This window comes from Azospirillum sp. B506 (genome assembly GCF_000333595.1).
In the GTDB taxonomy this organism is placed as follows: Bacteria; Pseudomonadota; Alphaproteobacteria; order Azospirillales; family Azospirillaceae; genus Azospirillum.
Genome location: NZ_BADK01000508.1, coordinates 1 through 18,109, shown reverse-complemented (window position 1 = coordinate 18,109; position 18,109 = coordinate 1). Strand labels below are relative to the sequence as shown.

The following is an 18,109-nucleotide window of genomic DNA, read 5'->3' as shown; positions in this document are numbered from 1 at the left end:
ATCCTCCATCAGGTTGAACAGCGGGACGCAGCCCTGGCCGCGCAGCCACGCCTCGATATAGCCGATGCCGACCGCCACATGTTTGCGCAGGCCCGCTTCCGTCTTGGGCCCGGCCGGCACCGCCAGCAGGTCGGCGGCGGTGACGGTCACGTCGGTGCGCTTGCGGGCGATCTGGTTCGGCGTCGGCATGTAGGCGTCGAACACCTCGCGCGCCACCGGGACCAGCCCGGGATGGGCGACCCAGGTACCGTCATGGCCGTTGGACGCCTCGCGCTCCTTGTCGGCGCGCACGCGGGAGAAGGCGACCTCGTTGGCCTCATGGTTGTCCTTGACCGGGATGAAGGCGGCCATGCCGCCGATGGCCGGGGCGCCGCGGCGGTGGCAGGTCTTGACCGCCAGCTGGCTGTAGGCCGACAGGAAGGGGGTCGCCATCGTCACCTCAGCCCGGTCGGGCATGACGGCGGCGGGGTCCTTGCGGAACTTCTTGATGAAGCTGAAGATGTAATCCCAGCGGCCGCAGTTCAGGCCGGCGGAATGCTCGCGCAGCTCATAGAGGATCTCGTCCATCTCGAAGGCGGCGAGGATGGTCTCGATCAGCACCGTCGCCTTGATCGAGCCGTGCGGCAGGTGGAGATACTCCTCCGCCACCAGGAAGACCTCGCGCCACAGCCGCGCCTCGAAATGGCTTTCCAGCTTGGGCAGGTAGACATAGGGGCCGCTGCCGCGCGCCAGCAGCTCCTTGGCGTTGTGGAAGACATGCAGGCCGAAGTCGAACAGCGCGCCAGAGATCGGCTCGCCGTCCATCAGCACATGGCGCTCCTCCAGATGCCAGCCGCGCGGCCGGACCTTCAGCACCGCGGTCTTGTCGCTGAGGCGGTATTTCTTCCCGCTGGCGGGATCCTCGTGGGTGATGGACCGGCGCACGGCGTCGCGGATGTTGATCTGGCCCTCGACCAGATTGGTCCAGGTCGGGCAGGTGGCATCCTCGTAATCGGCCATGAAGACCCTGGCGCCGCTGTTCAGCGCATTGATGACCATCTTGCGGTCGACCGGGCCGGTGATCTCGACCCGGCGGTCGAGCAGATCGACGGGCAACGGGGCGATGGTCCAGTCGGCGTCGCGGATGGCGCGGGTTTCCGGCAGGAAATCGGGCTTGTGGCCCTGGTCGAGCAGGGCCTGCCGCTTGGTCCGCACATCCAGCAGCCGCAGCCGTTCGCCACCGAAGCGCCCCTCCAGCTCCGCCAGGAAGGCCATCGCCTCCGGCGTCAGGATCTCCTCGAAACCGGGGTTGATCGGACCGCGGATTTCAAGGCCTGAAATGACTGGACCGGACATGCTGGTGACCATCGTGCTGCTCCCCATCCCGTATCGTGACGAACCGCTCTCCCGGCGGTTGGGCATCCGGTATAACACGGGAAACGGATGGTCCGGGGACGGCCTAAGGTCGCAGATGGGCGGGCGGGATCAGCCCGTGCTTCTTCAGCATGCCGCGCAGCTGGTGATAGCCGAGCCCCAGCGCCTCGGCGGTCTGGCGCTGGTTGAAGCGGTGGCGCTCCAGTGCTTCGGACAGGATCGACGCCTCGAAGGCGCGGACCTGATCGAGGATGCCGCCCTCGAAGGCGGGTGTGCGGACGGGGGGCTGCGCCGGGGCAGGTGCCACGTCCGTACGGGCCACCTCCCGGCTTGCTGTCGGGGCGGCAGCCGGACGCCAGGGCGATGCGAAAGGGTCGAGGACGATGTGGTCGAGCGGCCCGTCCGGATCGGCGGCGGCGACGGAGCGCTCCACCGCGTTGCGCAGCTCGCGCACATTGCCGGGCCAGTCATGGCCGCACAGCCGGTCCAGCGCCGCGTCGGTGAAGCCGGGGAACAGCGGGCGCTGCAGCTCGCGGATCATGCCCAGCGCGAAATGCTCGGCCAGCGGCGGGATGTCGTCGGGACGGGCACGCAGCGGCGGCAACGTCACCACGTCGAAGGCCAGACGGTCCAGCAGGTCGGCGCGGAAGCGGCCGGCGGCGGCCAGTGCCGGCAGATCCGCGTTGGTGGCGCCGACCACCCGGACATCGACGGTGGCGGTGCGGCCGCCGACCCGTTCGATCTCGCCATACTCGACGGCGCGCAGCAGCTTCTCCTGAACGGCGGGGGAGGCGGTGGCGATCTCGTCGAGGAACAGGGTGCCGCCGTCGGCCTGCTCGATCCGGCCGATCTGCCGGCGGGTGGCGCCGGTGAAGGCCCCGGCCTCATGCCCGAACAGCTCCGAATCCAGCAGCGGCTCCGGCAGGGCGGCGCAGTTCACCTTGACGAAGGGGCGGTCCCACCGCTGCGACAGGTAATGCAGGCGGGCGGCGATCAGCTCCTTGCCGGTCCCACGCTCGCCGATCACCAGAACCGGGCGCTCCAGCGGCGCCACCCGCGACACATGCGCCAGCGCCGCCAGGAAGGCCGGCGATTCGCCGAGCAGGGAGGGGGGAGTGGCCGTCATCGCGAATTTCGCCATCAGTTCGCCTATTCGGCGATGATATCGCTGATATGGCGATACGGCAATCCGGGGCGGTCGTCCGGTCAAACCGACCGATGTCCAGGCGTTGCAACGGGTTGGGTGCCTTTCCGTCCGGCTGGCACGGCGGTTGCGATAGCTGTGGCATGGCAAGGAGGTCATCCATGAGCGACTTCAGCGATTTCCGCCGCCGCTACGGCGGTGACCGCTTCAACACCGCGCAGGCCCGTCCGCTGGTCCGCCGCGTGCGCAATTATCTCGCCACCCGGCCGGCGGAAAGCTGGCTGTTCTTCTTCGCCGGCATCATCGCCGGCGCCATCCTCGGCTGATTCACGGAACCCTGACCATGAGCATCTTTTCGCGCCTGACCGACATCGTGCAGTCGAACCTGAACTCCCTGCTCGACCGCGCCGAGGAGCCGGAGAAGCTGATCCGCCTGATCGTCCAGGAGATGGAGGACACGCTGGTCGAGGTGCGCTCCTCCACCGTCAAGATCATCGCGGAGAAGAAGGAGATCGAACGCCGCGTCGTCGACCTCCACCGTGAGCGTGACGAATGGGACCGCAAGGCCGAGGTGGCGCTGACCGCCGGCCGCGAGGATCTGGCCAAGGGCGCCCTGATGGCCAAGGCCAAGCTGGTCGAACAGGCCGACGCGCTGACCGCGCAGCTGGTGCAGGTCGAGGCGGCGCTGTCCAAGGCCAACGAGGACATCGGCCGCCTCCAGGCCAAGCTGACCGACGCCAAGACCCGCGAGAAGGCGCTGGTCGCCCGCACCCAGACGGCGACCAACCGGGTCAAGCTGCGCACCGCGCTGCACGACGAGCGGATCAACGACGCCCTGTCGCGCTTCGAGCAGGTGGAACGCAACCTTGACGAGATGGAAGGCCGCGTCGAATCCTATGATGTCGGCCGCACCAAGAGCCTGACCGAGGAGATCGCCGAGCTTGAGGCGAGCCAGAAGGTCGAAGCGGATCTGGCCGCGCTGAAGGCCCGCGTCGCCGCCCGCCGCAACGGCTGACGACGGATCGGCCCCCGGCCGCCGACCGGTCGGACGTGGCCACAGGGGTGGGGCGGTGACGCCCCGCCCACTCCCCTCACGACAATAAGAAGGCCCGACGACCATGGGGTTCCTGGGTTTCGTCCTCGCGGTGCTGTTCCTGGTGGTGGTGGCGCCGGTCTGGATCGTCTTCCACTACATCACCAAGTGGCGCTCGCAGCGCGGGCTGTCCGCGCAGGACGAACGGCTGCTGGCCGAACTGTGGGAGATCTCCAACCGGCTGGAGACCCGCGTCCAGGCGCTGGAACGCGTGCTGGATGCCGAGGCGCCGAACTGGCGCAACAAGCTGTGATGGCTGTTCACAGGCCCAACCGCGCTTTTTCAGGCTGTGTCATTCAATTCCTGGGAGGAGTCATGGACCGCGCGTCCCCTTACGACTCGCCGAATCCGCACCGGCTCTACCGAGATCCGCAGCGCGGGGTGCTGGGCGGGGTGTGCACGGGCATCGCCGATTACTTCGGGGTGCAGCCGGGCGTCGTCCGGCTGGCGATGCTGGTCGCCCTGTTCTTCTTTTCGGTGCCGCTGGTGATCGCCTATGTGATCGCGCTGATGGTGCTGCCGGTGCGTCCGCCGCAGCTGTATCGCGATGCCGAGGAGGAGGCCTTCTGGCGGACGGTCTCGACCAAGCCCGACCGCTCGCTCGCCGGTCTGACACAGCGCTTCCGCGACATGGAGAAGCGGATCGTCGGAATGGAGGCCTATGTCGCCTCGAAGGAATTCGAGCTGAACCGCGCGATCCGCGATCTGGATCGCTGACCTTTCCCAGGCATGTTTCCGGGATATGGAATACCGACATGACACGCTTCTCCCGCCTCGTGCTCCTTACGCTGGCCGTTGCGGCACCGGCGGGTCCGGTCCAGGCCGGATCGTCGGCCATCGGGTTCCAGAAACTGTCCCTGCCCGCGACGGAGCAGCACCGCGCGCTTGAGGTTGCGGTCTGGTATCCGGCGGACGCGGTGGGAGAAACCGCGCTGGTCGGCGACACTCCGGTCATGGTGGGGATGGCGTTGCGGGTCGGGGCCCCGCCGCAGCCGGGACGGCACGGGCTGGTGGTGCTCTCCCACGGCTATGGCGGCAACTGGACCAACCAGCAATGGCTGGCCGCCGATCTGGCGGCGCAGGGCTATCTCGTCGCCGCCCCCAACCATCCCGGATCGACCAGCCGCGACATGGCCCCACCAGGGGCCAGCATGTTGTGGAAGCGTCCGGGGGACATCAGCCGCGTCATCGACTGGCTGAACGAGGATCCCCGCTGGTCCGGGCTGCTCATTGCCGGACGGGCGGCGGTGGTCGGTCATTCGCTGGGAGGATGGACCGCCGTCGCGCTTGCGGGAGGGCGGTTCGAGCCGTGGCGCCATGAAGCGGCATGCAAGGCTCATCCGGCGATGGCGGCTTGCGGACCGGAAATCGGCGGGCTGGATGGCGAGGGCGCCGCTTCTCAGGCTCCCACCTCTCAGGCCCGGACGACGACCGCCCGGACGACGACCGCCTGGACGACGACCGCCTGGACGACGACCGCGTTGGCGGACGGGCGGGTGGGGGCGGTGGTTACGCTCGATCTGGGGCTGGCGCAGGGCTTCGATCCGGCCAGCCTCGGCGGGATCGACAAGCCGGTCCTGGTCGTTGGTGCCGCTCCGGGAAATCCGAAGATGCCGGCCGAACTGGAGTCGCGCCATCTGGCGGCGCTGTTACCGGGTGACAGGGCGCGTCATGTCGAGATCGCCGATGCCAGCCATTTCAGCTTTCTCGGCGTCTGCAAGGCCGGTGCCGTCCCGCTGCTTGAGGCCGAAAGGCCCGGGGATGGAGTGGTTTGCCGTGATGGCGACGGGCATGAAGAGGACAGCCGCAACCGGGAGGCCATCCACCGTCAGGTGTCGGAACTGGTCGTCGACTTTCTCAAATCAGCGATGCCGCCGCGCTAGACCGGCGGCCGCTGCGACAAGAAAAGGTCGAGCGGATCAGCGCCGCTGGCGGCGCCGGTCGCGGATGCGGATCGGAATCGGTTTCGGGGTGGGCATCGTGGCGATCAGACCGGCCAACGCCGCAGCCGTCGCCACCGCACCACCGAGCAGAACGAGATCCATCATAGGCCCTCCACCATCGAGATACCCGCGTTCACCCACATGGTGAAGCAGATGGTTACAACATGGTAGCGAAAAGAGAGGCTGACAACATCTCCGCCACTGCGGTCTTCCCTAAGTCACACCGGTATGGGACATCCGCGGCGGCGTCCAAGCCTTGATCCAGATCACGGACTGGGCCGTTATTGGACGAAAGGACAGGGCGCCGCCTTTTCCAGATGGGAAGGGGCCGGCCCTTTGTCGAATCCCCGGCCTTTGACGGAGCCCTACCCCCGATGCCCGACAGCAGCCTTCCGCACAGCGCCGCCCACAGGCGCAACTCCCTCATCCTGCGCGCCCTGCTGCTGAATGGAGCGGTGGTCGTGGTGACGGCGCTGCTGTTCGTCCTGCTGCTGTCGGTGGTGGCGCCGCCAACGGGCGTCAACGCGCCGGGCGCGCGGATGGTCCTGTGGGCGCGGCTGGTGGTCTGGCCGGCGCTCCTGCTGTTCCTGATGGTCGGCGGCGTGATGGCGATGCGCGGGCGCCATGCCGCCCTGAACCCGATCGACGACCCCGAATCGCGGGGCCAGCGCGTCGCCCAGCGGGTGCTGGCCAACAGCGTGGAGCAGTCCGCCATCTTCGTCCCGGCTCTGGCCGCCCTGGTCGTCACCCTGCCGCAGCCCTCGCTGGGGGCGGCGGCGGTGGCGACCGGGCTGTTCGTGCTGGGACGGCTGCTGTTCTGGGCCGGCTATCTGGTGCATCCCTTTGCGCGCGCACCGGGCATGGCGATGACGCTGACCGTCAATCTGATCGTGCTGGGCTGGGCCGTTCTGCTGCAACTGGGCGGGATGCAGCCCGGTTGACCGTTTTCTCCGCTGGCGGCGCGCTGGCCGGGGCCGAGGTCTTCGCCAGATGCAGCCAGCGGGTGTAGGCTTCCACGCTGACCGGCGCCCGGTGCTTCAGGCCGATGCGGAGGATCTGCGGCAGCGCCAGCAGCACCTTCAGGTCGGTCAGGCGCGGGCCGTGCCGCAGGTTCTTCCAGCTGTTGCCGGCCCAGGACCGTGCCAGCCGCCATGCCATCAGCGGGGAGGGGCAGCGCGCCACCTCGCGGATCAGGTCGTTGCGGTGGTTGTAGAAGCGCTCCATCCCCGGCTTGCGGCCCTTCTCGCTCTTGTCGTGGTAGACCATGACGTCCGGCAGAGCGACGACGCGATAGCCGGCGCCGACCAGCCGCAGGCAGCGGTCCTTCTCCTCCCCCTGGCGGTAGAGTTCGGGCATGTAGAGGCCGACCTTCTCCACGGCGCTGCGCCGCAGCAGATGGCCGCAGCCGACATACCAGGGCACATCGAACGGAGCGGCGCCCTTGGGGAAATAGACCAGCCCGTCGCGCGTCTCGATGTTGCAGGCGACGGCGGCGACCTCCGGATTCTGCTCCAGATAGGCGACGCAGCGGGCGAGGTCGTCCGGATCCTCGAACCAGCTGTCGTCGTCGACCGACAGGATGCAGTCGCCGCTGGTGTTCACGAAGCCGAAGTTGCGGGCCAGGATCAGCCCGCCATTGTGCGGCTGGCGGACGTAGCGGACGGAGGGGAACTCCGCCCGCATCATGGCGCCGGTACCGTCGCTGGAGCCGTCGTCGATGACGATGATCTCCATCGGCGGGGCGGTCTGGCCCATCAGCCGGGTCAGCGCGATGCGCAGCTCCGGACCGCGGTTGTAGGTGGCGATGACGGCGCTGACGGTCAGCGTCATGACGGCTCCCTTCGGGCCAGAGGCGGCCGTGGGCCGCCGGAAAAGCCTGTTGCGAGATGGGGGGGTGCCACCACCGGACCCAGCGGGTCGTCGTCGAGGATGCCCCAGGCGCGGAGCGCCCGGGTTAGCGCGATCCACAGCAGGATCGGCAGCAGCGAGAAGAAGCCGAACTTCACGATGGTGATGTTGCCGTCGCGGAACCATTGCAGGCACAGCGGCAGGAAGGCGCAGTAGAACAGCACGGCGTAGCGGTTGCGGAACCCGCTGGTCCAGAACCAGCGATGCAGGCGGCCGAGGATCAGGCCGACCACCACCATGGTGACGACCATGCCGATCCAGCCGGCGCTCATCCAGCCGTCGCCGGGCAGCGAGGTGGTCAGGTTGTAGAAGACGCCGTAGTCGTTGAGGTCCACCCACTTCACCGGCGCGCCCACCGGCTTGCCCGGCCACAGCAGGCGCGGGATCGGTTCGGTGAAGAGCTGAAGATACTGGGTGAACCAGGTGTAGGTCGCCGACTGCTTCGGCACCACCCACAGGATATAGGCGAGGAAGTCGAAGTTGGCCAAATCCTGGCCGGCCAGGGCGTCGAGCGCCCGGCCGCTGCCGCTGCCGCCGTTGAACTTCAGCAGGACGGAGGCCGGGGCGTCGCCGGCCAGCACGTCGCGGAAGGCGTCGCGGTTGTTGCCCAGCACGGTGAACAGGCCCATCACCGGAATGGCGGCCAGCACATGCCACAGCCGGAACCATTTGGTGCGGCTGCGGTACAGCATCAGCAGCACCAGCCCGAGGATGCCCATGATGATCGCCCAGCGCCCCCAGCCGAGATAGGCGCGGTAGGCGACGAAGCCGGCGAAGGGGATGAAGGACAGCGGGTGGAAGCGGCAGACCCAGATCAGCCCCAGCGTCAGCGGCAGGCCCATCGAATGGGCCTCCGCGATGTAGCCGGTGGTGTTGGTGTAGATCGGCTGGCCGGTCAGCGGGTCGCGCTCCATCTGCACGTCGCCGGTGCCGTCGAAGCTGGCGCCGCCCTGACGCTGGACCGCAGAATAGATGGCGAGCGGCCCCAGCAGAGCCGCGGTGGTCAGGAAGGCGACGATATCGACGCGGTCGAAGGTGAAGGCGGGCGCCGGCTCGCCGTTCGGGGTCCAATCGGGCCGGACCAGCCCGGCCCAGATGCAGGCGGCGGCAAAGGCGATCAGCCCGACCGAACTGACCACCAGCGTCATGACGAACTGCTTCTCGTCCGGCCAGAAGCCCATGAACAGCCAGACATCGTCGAAATGCTGGGTGTGGACCAGGATCGGCCGCATGACGAAGACCAGGGTGTGGAAGATCAGGTACAGCGTCATCGGATGGAACATCGACGCGCTGCCGGAGCTGAGATACACCGCGGTCACCAGCACCAGCACCAGGACCTGCGCGATCAGCGCCATTTCGATCATCGGCAAACCGTCCCCGGTTGTAGGCTCCGCCTGACCGAACGGGCGTTCCGCGGTCAAGCGGGTACGACCGGCCGGTCAGGCTGGGATGAAAAGCCAGCCTATACGTCCCGTCCCGGCCGGGCAGGTGTGCAGAGGGCGTGGCCCCTTCGCACCCGCACACCCCCTTCGCGCTTTTGCCGGCCCGGCGGGCCTGGGTCAGTCTCCCCCCTTCGGCGGCATCCGCCGCTGTATTGGAGGAGGTTCTCCCATGTTCCGTTCCCAACCTCGTCTTCGGAGTGGAGCGGCCCAAATCCTGCCTCGGCTTCTGCTGACGTCCGCGTTTCTGTTCGCCGCCGCCGGATGGGGGCCGGCGGTGGCGGCCCAGACCGGTTCCAGTGACGCGGTCTTCTATGTCTCGCCCACCGGCAACGACCGTTGGTCGGGGCGCCTGTCCCAACCGTCGCCGGACGGGCGCGACGGTCCCTTCGCCACCCCGGCCCGTGCGCTTGCCGCCGCCAAGGGAAGCGGCCCGGCCACCGTGCGGTTGCATGGCGGCATCTATCGGTTGACGGCGCCGCTGGTGGTCGATGCGTCGCTGCCCGGACTGCGGCTGACCGCGGTGGAAGGCGAGCAGCCGGTGCTGTCGGGGGGCGAAGCGGTCGGTGGCGCGCAGATGGCGAACGGTGTGCTGTCGGCTCCGCTCATGCGCGATCCTGCGCTGGACGTCTCGATCGGCGGGCAGCGGCTGGATGCGGCACGCAGCGGCGATTTCAATCCCGGCGACCTGCGCAGCGGCTGGTTCCAGGCCAAGGCGGTGCAGTCCGATCCCAGGAACCAGGGGAGCAAGCGGCAGATGCGGCTTCCCCCCGGCGTGCTGAAGGCCGGCTGGGCCGGGCCGGGGGTGCGGGCGCAGGCGCTGGACCGCGAACGGCTGTCCGACGACCTGCTGGGAGTGGTGTCGGCCGACCCCGGCGGGCTGCTGAGCTTCGACGGCGACGGGCAGTATCCGTACCGCGACGGCTCGACCGTGCGGCTGCTCGGCCATCCCGATTTCCTGAAACGGCCGGGCGAATTCGCCTGGGACGCCAGGGCCAGACGCCTGCTGGTCAAGCCGCCGGCCGGGCTGAACGCCGCCGGGGCGGACCTCGTGGTGGCGCGGCAGCCGGTGCTGCTGCGGCTGGACAATGCCCGCAACGTGTCGGTGGAGGGGCTGACCTTCACCGACGTGCCGTGGGACGGCAATGCCGTGCTGGTGAAGGGCGGCAGCGGCGCCAGGGTTGCCGGCAACCGCTTCGCCCTGGTCGGCACCGCGGTGATGCTGGACGGCGCCAGCCGCACCGAGGTTTCGGGCAACCGGATGGAGCATCTCGGCCGCTCCGGCGTGGTGCTGGCGCCGGGCAGCAGCGACAACCGCATCCTCGCCAACCGCATCGGCGACATCGGCGAGGTGCGCTTCTTCAGCGGCGGGGTGATGGGGGCCGGCATCCGCAACACGCTGATCGCCCACAACGACATCCGGCGTTCGGCCCGCTACGGCATCTCGATCAAGAACTGGAACCCGCAGACGGTGAACAGCGACAACATTGTCGAGTTCAACCGCATCCGCGACACCGCGCGCCAGACCGCCGACGCCGGCGCCATCGAGATGCTGGGACGCAGCGGCAACGACACCCGCAGCATCGTCCGCTTCAACGACATCCGCGACACCGGCGGGCTCGCCACCGACGCGCAAGGCCAATGGCTGGTCCGCTACAAGGGCTTCGGCATCTATCTGGACGACATGACCAGCGGCGTGACGGTGCAGGGCAACCTGCTGGAGAACACCGGGATGGCGGCGATCTTCCTGCATGGCGGCGACAACAACCGGGTTGCCGACAATGTCACCGTGATGAATGACGGCAAGGACCGCTTCCTGCGGCTGGAATGGGTGCCCAACGCCGGCCCGGCCGGGCGGATGCACGGCAATGTCGCCGACGGCAACGTGGTGGCCGGCCCGTCGCCGAAGGAACAGCTGGTCAACAGCCTGTCCGGCGGCGACTACCGCATCGACAACACCCGGCTGGAAAACGCGGCTCCCGTTGCGGAAGCGGCCGGTATAACCGGTGCCGCCAGGGCGGCGGCTCCACCGGCAGGGGGGCGGCTGCTGGACCGTTTGGTGGCGATGAAGGAACTGCCGCTGGACCGCGTCGGGCCGGAGGGGATGCGGTAGGGGGCAAGAAACCGGAGCGAGCCTCACTCGGCCGTCATCCCCCGGGGAGGCGGGGATCCAGGCTTCCGGCTCAAGTGCTTGCAATGACTGGATTCCCGCTTTCGCGGGAATGACGGTCGAATGGGGGACGGGGGTGGCTTCGGTGGACGGGAGACCTGCGGAGCCGACAAACACCGGAAAAGAAAAAAGCGCCCTTCCCGGTGGGGAAGGGCGCCTTGTCTTGCACCGTCAACGATCCCTTACACGGTCGCCGGACGGGCCAGCGCCGGGGGGATGTCGGTCGGTTCCATCAGCGGGACGGCGACCGTCGGAGCCTTCCAGGTCAGGCTGTCGAAGGCGCCGCAATGGCCGCACAGACCGCCCCAGTTGTGGCTGACCGCCCCGCAGGAGCCGCAGGTCCACACCGGATCCTCCGGCGCGTTGGCTGCCTTGGCCAGCCAGTCCTTCGCCGCCTCCTCGTCATGGCGCTCGCCGCGGTCCAGCTCGGCCATCAGACGGTAGGTGCGGCGGGTCGGGCCGATCTCCATGGCGCGGTTCAGGTGCTGGCGCGCCTCGCCCCACAGCTGGGCCTCGATGGCGGCCTGGGCGACCGCGAGGTGCGATTCGGCCGAATCCGGTGCCTGACGCACCAGCTTCTGGAACAGGCGGACGCGGGTCAGCGCATCGTAGCTGGAGACGATGGTGCGGTAGATGTCGGCCAGTTCCGGATGCGGCGCGTGACGCCACGCCCGCTCCACCACCTTGGCGGCCGGCTTCAGCCGGTCGGCGGCAACCTGGAGACGGGCCAGCCGCACGGCGGCGGGGGCGAAGCCGGGCATCATGTCGTGGGCCGCCTGGGCGTGCGACAGGGCGGCATCGGCGCGGCCGCGGCGTTCGGCCTCGAAGCTGCGCTCCAGCAGCAGGACGGCGCGGTGGCGGCGGCCCTCCTCGGTCGGCATGGCCCCGGCCTGGATCGCCTGCTGCAGCGTGCCTTCGGCGGCAGCCCAGTCGCCGGCCTGCGCCTCCAGCTCATAGAGCGTGCCGAGCAGCCAGGGCGTGTTGGGCTGGAGCCCGCGCGCCTTGCGGGCGAGGGTCAGCGCCTCCACCCGGTCGCCCGACTTGATCGCCTGGGTCAGCAGCCCGCGCATCCCGAGGAAGGCGGTTTCCGGCCGCTCCAGCATGGCGGTGAAATACTGCTTGGCAGCGCGCTCGTCGCCCTGAAGCTGGGCGGCCTGGGCCGACAGCAGCATGGTCAGCGGCGGCTCGTTCAGCAGCACGTCGGCCTTGCGCGCCATCTTGCGCGCCGTCGGCGCGTCACCGGCGGCGATGGCGACCATGCCCTGGGTCAGGGCGCGATAGCCGCGTTCGCGACGGCGGGCCCGGCTGTGGCGGCGCAGACGCTGCGGCAGGCGGATCGTGCCGCGCAGCAGGCGGTATCCCAGTGCCGCGATGCCCAGCGCCACCAGCCCGACCAGCAGGGCGACCCAGAAGGGTGCCTCGACGGCATAGCCCAGCCAGTGGACGCTGACGGTGCCGGGACGGTCGGCGAGCCAGATCGCGGCGGCGATGACCACCGTGACCTTGAGAAGGAACCAGAGGGCGCGGATCATTGGGCCGTCCCCTTCCCGCCGGCGGCGGTGGTCATCAGGGCGATGGCGCGGTCGTTCAGCTGGCGCGCGGCCTGATCGGCGGCCAGACGCGCCTTGGCGTCGGCCAGCCACGGTGCGGCGGTCTGCGCGGCCGGCCCCTGGAGGGTCGACAGCTCCTCCACCGCCTTGGCCAGGTTGCCGGCGTTCAGCGCGGCTTCGGCGCGGGCGACGACGGCGTCGGCGGTGGTGCCGACCACCCCGCCGCCTTCACGGCGCACGGTGACTAGGGTGGACAGCTTGCCGACCGCAGAGTCGATCCAGCTGTTGCCCTCGCCGCGAACCTCGGCCCGGACGATCTCGCCGGTCAGCGGCTGGAAGCGGTCGGTCAGCTGGGCGCGGGTCGGGATGCCCTTGGCGGCGTAGGGAGCCACGGAATCGAGCGGCTGGGTCACGCCCGCGTCGGCGATGCCGAGCGCGCGGACCGCCTGGAGATCCTGCTGGAACGGCTGGCCGCCCGACAGGGCGGCGCGCAGCTGGCCGGCGGCCAGCACCAGCGCCTGGGCGGCGGTGGCAGCGTCCTGCCGCTCGCTGACGGTCTGGTTGACGCTGGTGACCTGCTGCTTCAGCGCATCGACCTCGCCGCGCAGCTCCTGCGCCGCCTGGGCGTTGCCGGAGGCGGCGGTGACCTTCTGCTCCAGCGCGGCGAGGCGGTCGGCCAGCGCCTTCTGGGTATCCGCGGCGCTGGCGGCGGCACCGGTGTCGGCGGACGGGCGCTTCTCCAGCGCGTCGACCCGCTGGGTCAGCAGGGAGAGGTCGACTTCGCTGCCGCTGATGTTGACGGCGCGTCGCTCCTCCAGCTTGCCGACGCGGTCGGTGAGCTGCTGGATCTGTGAACGCAGCGCCGGGTCGGCTGGAGCCGAGGCGCCGCTGGAGGCGGCGGGTGCCGGGGTGGCCGGCCAGCCGGGCAGGGCCGGACCCCACCAGGGCTCCGACAGGGCGGCGGCACCGACCAGCAATGCCACGACCGACAGGGCGGTGGCGAAGCCGCCGCCGGAGCGCGGCTCCTCGATATAGGACGGCGTCGGGGCGATGGTCGGGCGCACCGGCTCGGCATCGGCGCCGCGGCTGTAACCCGCGCTGCCGGTCGGCGTCCAGCTTCCGGTCGAGCCGGTGGCCTTCGGGCCTTCCGCCGTGACGGTGTCCGTCTTCGCGTCCGCCGGCTTCTCCGCGTCGCTCTTCGGCAGGTCGGTCAGGCTGTCGGGCGCGCCGATCGGGGTGGCCGGCGGGATCAGGGCATCGGCGGATTGCAGCTCGGTCACCGCACCGGCGGTCGTGCTGGCCGCCGGGGTATCGGCGCCGGGAATGCTGTCGGCCGGGGAGGCGGCCGGAACCGGATCGGCCGCGGGAGCCGCGTCGATTGTGCTGACCGGGGAGGTGGCCACCGGCGGAATGATGACGGCGGCGGAAGCGTCGGTCTGACGGTCCTCGCTGGGGGTCGCCGCGTCCAGGTCGGCGTCGTCCAGCTTGATGCGGTGCTTGGCGGCGGCGGTGCGCAGGTCGGCATGGCGGGCCAGCGGGATCGCGCCGCGCTTCTTCCAGCCCTGCACCGTCGTCACCGGGGTGTCCAGCTTGTTGGCCATCGGGCGGATGCCGCCGAAACGTTCGACGATGCGGTCGACCGCCGCATTGCCGGTGCTGGCGCCGTCGCCGTCACGGTCGGTGCCGGGGCGTTCGGAGCCTGGACGAGAGGTCATGGGCTGTACCTTTGGTTCGCTGTTGTTCGTTGTAACGTCACAGCCCCCTGACCGGTCCCCCTCGTCCCCCGTACGGCTGAGCGTCCCACCCGGAAGCACCGGGGGTGTAAGCCGTACGGCCGGACCGCGCCGGTGTTACCCGGCGACCGGCAACAGATCGAGCAGGGAGTCCTGCTCCGGCCGCGCCGCCACCCGTACGCTTTTCCACGGCACCACTCCCCCGTCGCCGTACGCACAGGCAGCCTCCGCGACCGCGGGGCTGAGGCAGAATGTATCGACCGTACGACAACAATCGAACATCCCCGCCTCGGCCAGCAGCCTAACAAAGGATGCGGCGGTACGGGGAGAGAAAAACAACACGCCGTCGAGGGTGGACGTACGCAAAAATGTCGCGGTCTCCCCCGAGAGGGTTAGGGCGGGTACGGCATCGTACATCACGCTGCGGCGCAGCGTGAAACCGGCCGCCCCCAGCAGGCCGGCGAGGTCGCCCGCCACCTTGCTTCCCGCCACATGGAGAAGCGTACCGGCGGCCGGATCCCGCAGCGCCTTGACACGGCCGGCCAGCGCGTACACGTCGCCCGACGCGCTGTCGACGTCGGCGAAGCCGGCCGCCCTTGCCGCCCGAGCCGTGGCGTCCCCAACGGCTTGCACCGGACGGTCGCGCCGGCTCGTACGTTTGGTGTAGGCCCGTACGCCATTCGCGCTGGTGAACAGCAGCGCTTGTACGTCCGACAGATCGGGTTCCGGCCCGTCGAGCCAGACCATCGACAGCATCGGCTCCACCGCCACCGCAAAGCCGAGCGCCTCCAGCCGGCGGACCAGCGGCTCGGCATCCTCCGCCGGTCGTGTCACCAGCAGGCGCGTACGGGTGTGTTGCGAGGTGGAGGCGGGCTGCTTTTCCGTCATGCGGAAAACCTGGCCGGATCGGGGAGTCAGTGAGGGGAGGAGGCGAAGAAATCGGGCGGGAGCTGCGCCCGGATCTCGGCCCCGGCATCGGCGCCCATCGACTCGGCGTCCGCGCTTCTGCCGCGGCGTTCCGCCCGGAAGATGGTGCGGCCGTCATGCGACAGCACCTTGGCCCGCAGATGCAGGTCATCGCCGTCCAGCACCGCCAGCGCGGCGATGGGCGTGCGGCAGGAGCCGTCGAGGGCGGCGAGCAGCGCGCGCTCCGCCGTGACGCGGACCATGGTCTCGGCACAGTTCAGTGGGGCCAGCAGGGCGCGGGTGGTGGCGTCGTCGCTGCGGATCTCGATGCCGATGGCGCCCTGGGCGACCGCCGGCAGCATGGTTTCCGGTTCCAGCACCGCGGTGATGCGGCCGGTCAGGCCGAGGCGGCGCAGGCCGGCCAGAGCCAGCAGGGTGGCGTCGACCTCGCCCGCGTCGAGCTTGGACAGGCGGGTCTGCACGTTGCCGCGCAGCGGGAAGATCTTCAGGTCGGGGCGCAGCTCCAGCACCTGGGCCTGACGGCGCAGCCCGGCGGTGCCGACCACGGCGCCGGCCGGCAGATCGGCCAGACCGCCGCCGGAGCGGGAAAAGAAGGCATCGCGCGGATCCTCGCGCGGCAGCAGGGTGGCGATCTCCAGCCCGTCGGGAAGCTGGGTCGGCACGTCCTTCATCGAATGGACGGCAAGATCGGCGCGGCCGTCGAACAGCGCCTCCTCCAGCTCCTTGGTGAACAGGCCCTTGCCGCCCGCTTCCGCCAGGGTGCGGTCGAGGATGCGGTCGCCGGTGGTCTTGAAGACGACGATCTCGATGGCGCCGGGGGCGGCGAGATGCGGATGGGCGGCGATCAGGCGGTCGCGGGTTTCATGGGCCTGCGCCAGCGCCAGCGGGCTGCCGCGCGTCCCGATACGGAGCGGGTGGGTCGTCATAAGCCCGAGTTCTAGGGGATCCGCGCAGCTTTGCAAGGATTCGTCTGCCCACCATACATAAGATTGAGGCGGATCAAATTTCAGGCGCGTGGGCGGGTACCGGGCCGCCCGCAACTCCATCCTGTACCCGGACGGCCAAGGCGGCTAGGTTGGCGCCATGATCGTTCTTGGAATCGAAACGAGCTGCGACGAGACGGCCGCCGCAATCGTCACCGACGCGCGCGAAATCCGCGCCGACGTGGTGCTGTCGCAGCTGGACGACCACACGCCCTATGGCGGCGTCGTCCCGGAAATCGCCGCCCGCGCCCATCTGGAACATCTGGACGGGCTGATCCGCCGCGCCATGGCGGAGGCCGGCATCGGCTTCGGCGACCTCGATGCGGTGGCGGCCACCGGCGGACCGGGGCTGATCGGCGGCGTCATCGTCGGCGTCATGACCGCCAAGGCCATCGCCGCCGCGCGGGGGCTGCCCTTCGTCGCCGTCAACCATCTGGAAGGCCACGCGCTGACCGCGCGGCTGACCGACGACGTCGCCTTTCCCTATCTGCTGCTGCTGGTGTCGGGCGGCCATTGCCAGCTGCTGGCGGTGGAGGGTGTGGGCCGCTACCGCCGGCTCGGCACCACCATCGACGACGCGGTGGGCGAGGCGTTCGACAAGACCGCCAAGCTGCTGGGGCTGGGCTATCCCGGCGGTCCGCTGGTCGAGAAGGCGGCGGCACGGGCCACCAACCCGGCGCGATTCGAGCTGCCGCGGCCGATGCTGGGGCGTCCGGGCTGCGATTTCTCCTTCTCCGGGCTGAAGACCGCGGTGCGGCGGCATGTCGAGGAGTTGGGCGGTGTCTTGTCGGACACGGATCGCGACGACCTCGCCGCCGCCTTCCAGGCGACGGTGGCGGAGGTGCTGGCCGACCGCTGCGCCCGCGCCATCCGCCGCTTCAAGGAGGAGCATCCGCAGGGCGGCGCCCTGGTGGTCGCCGGCGGCGTCGCCGCCAACAAGGCGATCCGCAGCCGGCTGTCGATCCTGGCGGAGAAGCAGCGTATGCCCTTCGTCGCCCCGCCGCTGCGCCTGTGCACCGACAACGCGGCGATGATCGCCTGGGCCGGCATCGAGCGCTTCCGGCTGGGCGAGAGCGACCCGCTGAACTTCGCCCCGCGTCCGCGCTGGCCGCTGGACCCCAGTGCCGCGCCGGTGATCGGGCGCGCGGGCGTGGGCGCGGGGGTGAAGGCGTGATGGCCGCGCGCATGCTCCTTGATCTTTTCAGTGTGAGTGAACGTCCATGAGTGCCGTGCCCACCCCCTCTCTCAACCGGATCGGTGTTGTCGGTGGCGGCGCCTGGGGAACGGCGCTGGCGTTGGCGGCGCTGCGGGCCGGGCGGGAGACGCTGTTGTGGGCGCGCGAGCCGGCGGTGGTGGAGGCGATGAGCATCCGCCGCGAGAATCGCGACTACCTGCCCGGCGTGCCGCTGCCCGACGCGCTGCGGGTCTCCGGCGAACTGGCGGATCTGAGCGATTGCGACGCCGTGCTGCTGGTCTCGCCGGCCCAGCATGCGCGCAACGTCACGGCACGGATGGCGCCGCTGCTGAAGCCGGGGGCGCCGGTCGTCGTCTGTGCCAAGGGAATCGAGCTGGACAGCCACGCGCTGATGAGCGAGGCGGTCGCCGCCTCGCTGCCCGGCGGCAATCCTGTTGCGATCCTGTCCGGCCCGACCTTCGCGGCGGAGGTGGCGCGCGGCCTGCCGACGGCGGTGACGCTGGCCTGCGCGGAGCAGGAGTTGGGCACGGCGCTGGTGGCGGCGCTGGGCAGCCGCACGTTCCGGCCTTACCGCTCGGACGATGTCATCGGCTCGCAGATCGGCGGGGCGGTGAAGAATGTGCTGGCCATCGCCTGCGGCGTGGTCGAGGGACGGCGGCTGGGCGACAACG

At 69.9% G+C, this 18,109-nt stretch carries 18 protein-coding genes; 9 read left to right on the top strand and 9 right to left on the bottom strand.

Annotation, left to right across the window (positions count from 1 at the left end):
* Both aceB and pspF read right to left on the bottom strand, forming a co-directional pair.
* Nucleotides 1-1,347 (bottom strand): malate synthase A (gene aceB, locus I71_RS15300; protein WP_042695709.1); only part of this gene is annotated, 1,347 nt, incomplete at its 3' end.
* 91 nt (nucleotides 1,348-1,438) lie between these two features.
* Complete coding sequence (gene pspF, locus I71_RS15295) at nucleotides 1,439-2,479, bottom strand: phage shock protein operon transcriptional activator (protein WP_042695712.1); 1,041 nt, start codon at nucleotides 2,477-2,479, stop codon at nucleotides 1,439-1,441.
* A 179-nt stretch (nucleotides 2,480-2,658) separates the two neighbouring features.
* Between pspF and I71_RS38820 the strand changes: the two genes are divergently transcribed.
* The 5 genes from I71_RS38820 (at nucleotide 2,659) to I71_RS15275 (ending at nucleotide 5,473) form a co-directional block, all read left to right on the top strand.
* On the top strand, nucleotides 2,659-2,823 hold the full coding sequence (locus I71_RS38820; protein WP_199902190.1) for a hypothetical protein: 165 nt from the start codon (nucleotides 2,659-2,661) through the stop codon (nucleotides 2,821-2,823).
* 17 nt (nucleotides 2,824-2,840) lie between these two features.
* Nucleotides 2,841-3,512, top strand: coding sequence for a phage shock protein PspA (pspA, locus tag I71_RS15290; RefSeq protein WP_042695708.1), 672 nt, complete (start codon nucleotides 2,841-2,843; stop codon nucleotides 3,510-3,512).
* Between the two features lie 103 nt (nucleotides 3,513-3,615).
* The gene (gene pspB / locus I71_RS15285) at nucleotides 3,616-3,843 is read left to right on the top strand and encodes an envelope stress response membrane protein PspB (protein WP_042695707.1); all 228 of its coding nucleotides are present in this window, start codon (nucleotides 3,616-3,618) and stop codon (nucleotides 3,841-3,843) included.
* A gap of 62 nt (nucleotides 3,844-3,905) precedes the next feature.
* Nucleotides 3,906-4,307, top strand: a complete 402-nt coding sequence (gene pspC, locus I71_RS15280; protein WP_042695706.1) for an envelope stress response membrane protein PspC — start codon at nucleotides 3,906-3,908, stop codon at nucleotides 4,305-4,307.
* A gap of 38 nt (nucleotides 4,308-4,345) precedes the next feature.
* Nucleotides 4,346-5,473 (top strand): alpha/beta fold hydrolase, encoded by a 1,128-nt coding sequence (locus I71_RS15275; RefSeq protein WP_049976134.1) that lies wholly within the window; start codon nucleotides 4,346-4,348, stop codon nucleotides 5,471-5,473.
* 36 nt (nucleotides 5,474-5,509) lie between these two features.
* Here the strand turns inward: I71_RS15275 and I71_RS40585 are convergent, their stop codons facing one another.
* A complete protein-coding gene (locus tag I71_RS40585) occupies nucleotides 5,510-5,638 on the bottom strand; it encodes a hypothetical protein (protein ID WP_014246717.1) in 129 nt (42 codons plus the stop codon).
* Between the two features lie 269 nt (nucleotides 5,639-5,907).
* On the opposite strand from I71_RS40585, the gene I71_RS15270 reads away from it, so the two are divergent.
* On the top strand, nucleotides 5,908-6,474 hold the full coding sequence (locus tag I71_RS15270; RefSeq protein WP_042695705.1) for an MAPEG family protein: 567 nt from the start codon (nucleotides 5,908-5,910) through the stop codon (nucleotides 6,472-6,474).
* Here the strand turns inward: I71_RS15270 and I71_RS15265 are convergent.
* Nucleotides 6,413-7,363 (bottom strand): glycosyltransferase family 2 protein, encoded by a 951-nt coding sequence (locus I71_RS15265; RefSeq protein ID WP_042695704.1) that lies wholly within the window; start codon nucleotides 7,361-7,363, stop codon nucleotides 6,413-6,415. The two genes, I71_RS15270 and I71_RS15265, sit on opposite strands and share 62 nt — an antisense overlap.
* Entirely contained in the window at nucleotides 7,360-8,805 is a 1,446-nt protein-coding gene (locus tag I71_RS15260) for a membrane protein (protein WP_042695703.1), read from the bottom strand. Before I71_RS15260 ends, I71_RS15265 begins: the two co-directional genes overlap by 4 nt.
* A 247-nt stretch (nucleotides 8,806-9,052) precedes the next feature.
* Between I71_RS15260 and I71_RS15255 the strand changes: the two genes are divergently transcribed.
* Entirely contained in the window at nucleotides 9,053-10,993 is a 1,941-nt protein-coding gene (locus I71_RS15255) for a right-handed parallel beta-helix repeat-containing protein (RefSeq protein WP_042695702.1), read from the top strand.
* Nucleotides 10,994-11,232: 239 nt separating this feature from the next.
* Here the strand turns inward: I71_RS15255 and I71_RS15250 are convergent, their stop codons facing one another.
* From I71_RS15250 to hemC, 4 genes are all read right to left on the bottom strand, one after another.
* On the bottom strand, nucleotides 11,233-12,582 hold the full coding sequence (locus I71_RS15250; RefSeq protein ID WP_042695701.1) for a heme biosynthesis protein HemY: 1,350 nt from the start codon (nucleotides 12,580-12,582) through the stop codon (nucleotides 11,233-11,235).
* Nucleotides 12,579-14,315 (bottom strand): COG4223 family protein, encoded by a 1,737-nt coding sequence (locus I71_RS15245; RefSeq protein WP_042695700.1) that lies wholly within the window; start codon nucleotides 14,313-14,315, stop codon nucleotides 12,579-12,581. Before I71_RS15245 ends, I71_RS15250 begins: the two co-directional genes overlap by 4 nt.
* A 135-nt stretch (nucleotides 14,316-14,450) precedes the next feature.
* Entirely contained in the window at nucleotides 14,451-15,221 is a 771-nt protein-coding gene (locus I71_RS15240; RefSeq protein ID WP_042695699.1) for a uroporphyrinogen-III synthase, read from the bottom strand.
* A 26-nt stretch (nucleotides 15,222-15,247) separates the two neighbouring features.
* Nucleotides 15,248-16,186: a hydroxymethylbilane synthase gene (hemC, locus tag I71_RS15235; RefSeq protein WP_042695698.1), complete on the bottom strand. Its 939-nt coding sequence runs from the start codon at nucleotides 16,184-16,186 to the stop codon at nucleotides 15,248-15,250.
* A 157-nt stretch (nucleotides 16,187-16,343) separates the two neighbouring features.
* Here hemC and tsaD point away from each other — a divergent pair, with 157 nt between their 5' ends.
* The gene (tsaD, locus tag I71_RS15230) at nucleotides 16,344-17,417 is read left to right on the top strand and encodes a tRNA (adenosine(37)-N6)-threonylcarbamoyltransferase complex transferase subunit TsaD (RefSeq protein WP_042695697.1); all 1,074 of its coding nucleotides are present in this window, start codon (nucleotides 16,344-16,346) and stop codon (nucleotides 17,415-17,417) included.
* Nucleotides 17,418-17,463: 46 nt separating this feature from the next.
* On the top strand, nucleotides 17,464-18,109 hold a 646-nt coding region (locus tag I71_RS15225; protein ID WP_042695710.1), incomplete at its 3' end, for an NAD(P)H-dependent glycerol-3-phosphate dehydrogenase.

Excerpts from the sequence above, each read along its gene's own strand:
- I71_RS15260 (WP_042695703.1), bottom strand. The coding sequence starts at position 8,805 with ATGATCGAAATGGCGCTGATCGCGCAGGTCCTGGTGCTGGTGCTGGTG.
- I71_RS15250 (WP_042695701.1), bottom strand. The coding sequence starts at position 12,582 with ATGATCCGCGCCCTCTGGTTCCTTCTCAAGGTCACGGTGGTCATCGCC.
- pspC (WP_042695706.1), top strand. The coding sequence starts at position 3,906 with ATGGACCGCGCGTCCCCTTACGACTCGCCGAATCCGCACCGGCTCTAC.
- pspF (WP_042695712.1), bottom strand. The coding sequence starts at position 2,479 with ATGACGGCCACTCCCCCCTCCCTGCTCGGCGAATCGCCGGCCTTCCTG.
- pspA (WP_042695708.1), top strand. The coding sequence starts at position 2,841 with ATGAGCATCTTTTCGCGCCTGACCGACATCGTGCAGTCGAACCTGAAC.
- I71_RS15255 (WP_042695702.1), top strand. The coding sequence starts at position 9,053 with ATGTTCCGTTCCCAACCTCGTCTTCGGAGTGGAGCGGCCCAAATCCTG.
- I71_RS38820 (WP_199902190.1), top strand. The coding sequence starts at position 2,659 with ATGAGCGACTTCAGCGATTTCCGCCGCCGCTACGGCGGTGACCGCTTC.
- I71_RS15275 (WP_049976134.1), top strand. The coding sequence starts at position 4,346 with ATGACACGCTTCTCCCGCCTCGTGCTCCTTACGCTGGCCGTTGCGGCA.
- I71_RS15245 (WP_042695700.1), bottom strand. The coding sequence starts at position 14,315 with ATGACCTCTCGTCCAGGCTCCGAACGCCCCGGCACCGACCGTGACGGC.
- pspB (WP_042695707.1), top strand. The coding sequence starts at position 3,616 with ATGGGGTTCCTGGGTTTCGTCCTCGCGGTGCTGTTCCTGGTGGTGGTG.
- I71_RS15265 (WP_042695704.1), bottom strand. The coding sequence starts at position 7,363 with ATGACGCTGACCGTCAGCGCCGTCATCGCCACCTACAACCGCGGTCCG.
- I71_RS15240 (WP_042695699.1), bottom strand. The coding sequence starts at position 15,221 with ATGACGGAAAAGCAGCCCGCCTCCACCTCGCAACACACCCGTACGCGC.
- hemC (WP_042695698.1), bottom strand. The coding sequence starts at position 16,186 with ATGACGACCCACCCGCTCCGTATCGGGACGCGCGGCAGCCCGCTGGCG.
- I71_RS40585 (WP_014246717.1), bottom strand. The coding sequence starts at position 5,638 with ATGATGGATCTCGTTCTGCTCGGTGGTGCGGTGGCGACGGCTGCGGCG.
- I71_RS15270 (WP_042695705.1), top strand. The coding sequence starts at position 5,908 with ATGCCCGACAGCAGCCTTCCGCACAGCGCCGCCCACAGGCGCAACTCC.
- tsaD (WP_042695697.1), top strand. The coding sequence starts at position 16,344 with ATGATCGTTCTTGGAATCGAAACGAGCTGCGACGAGACGGCCGCCGCA.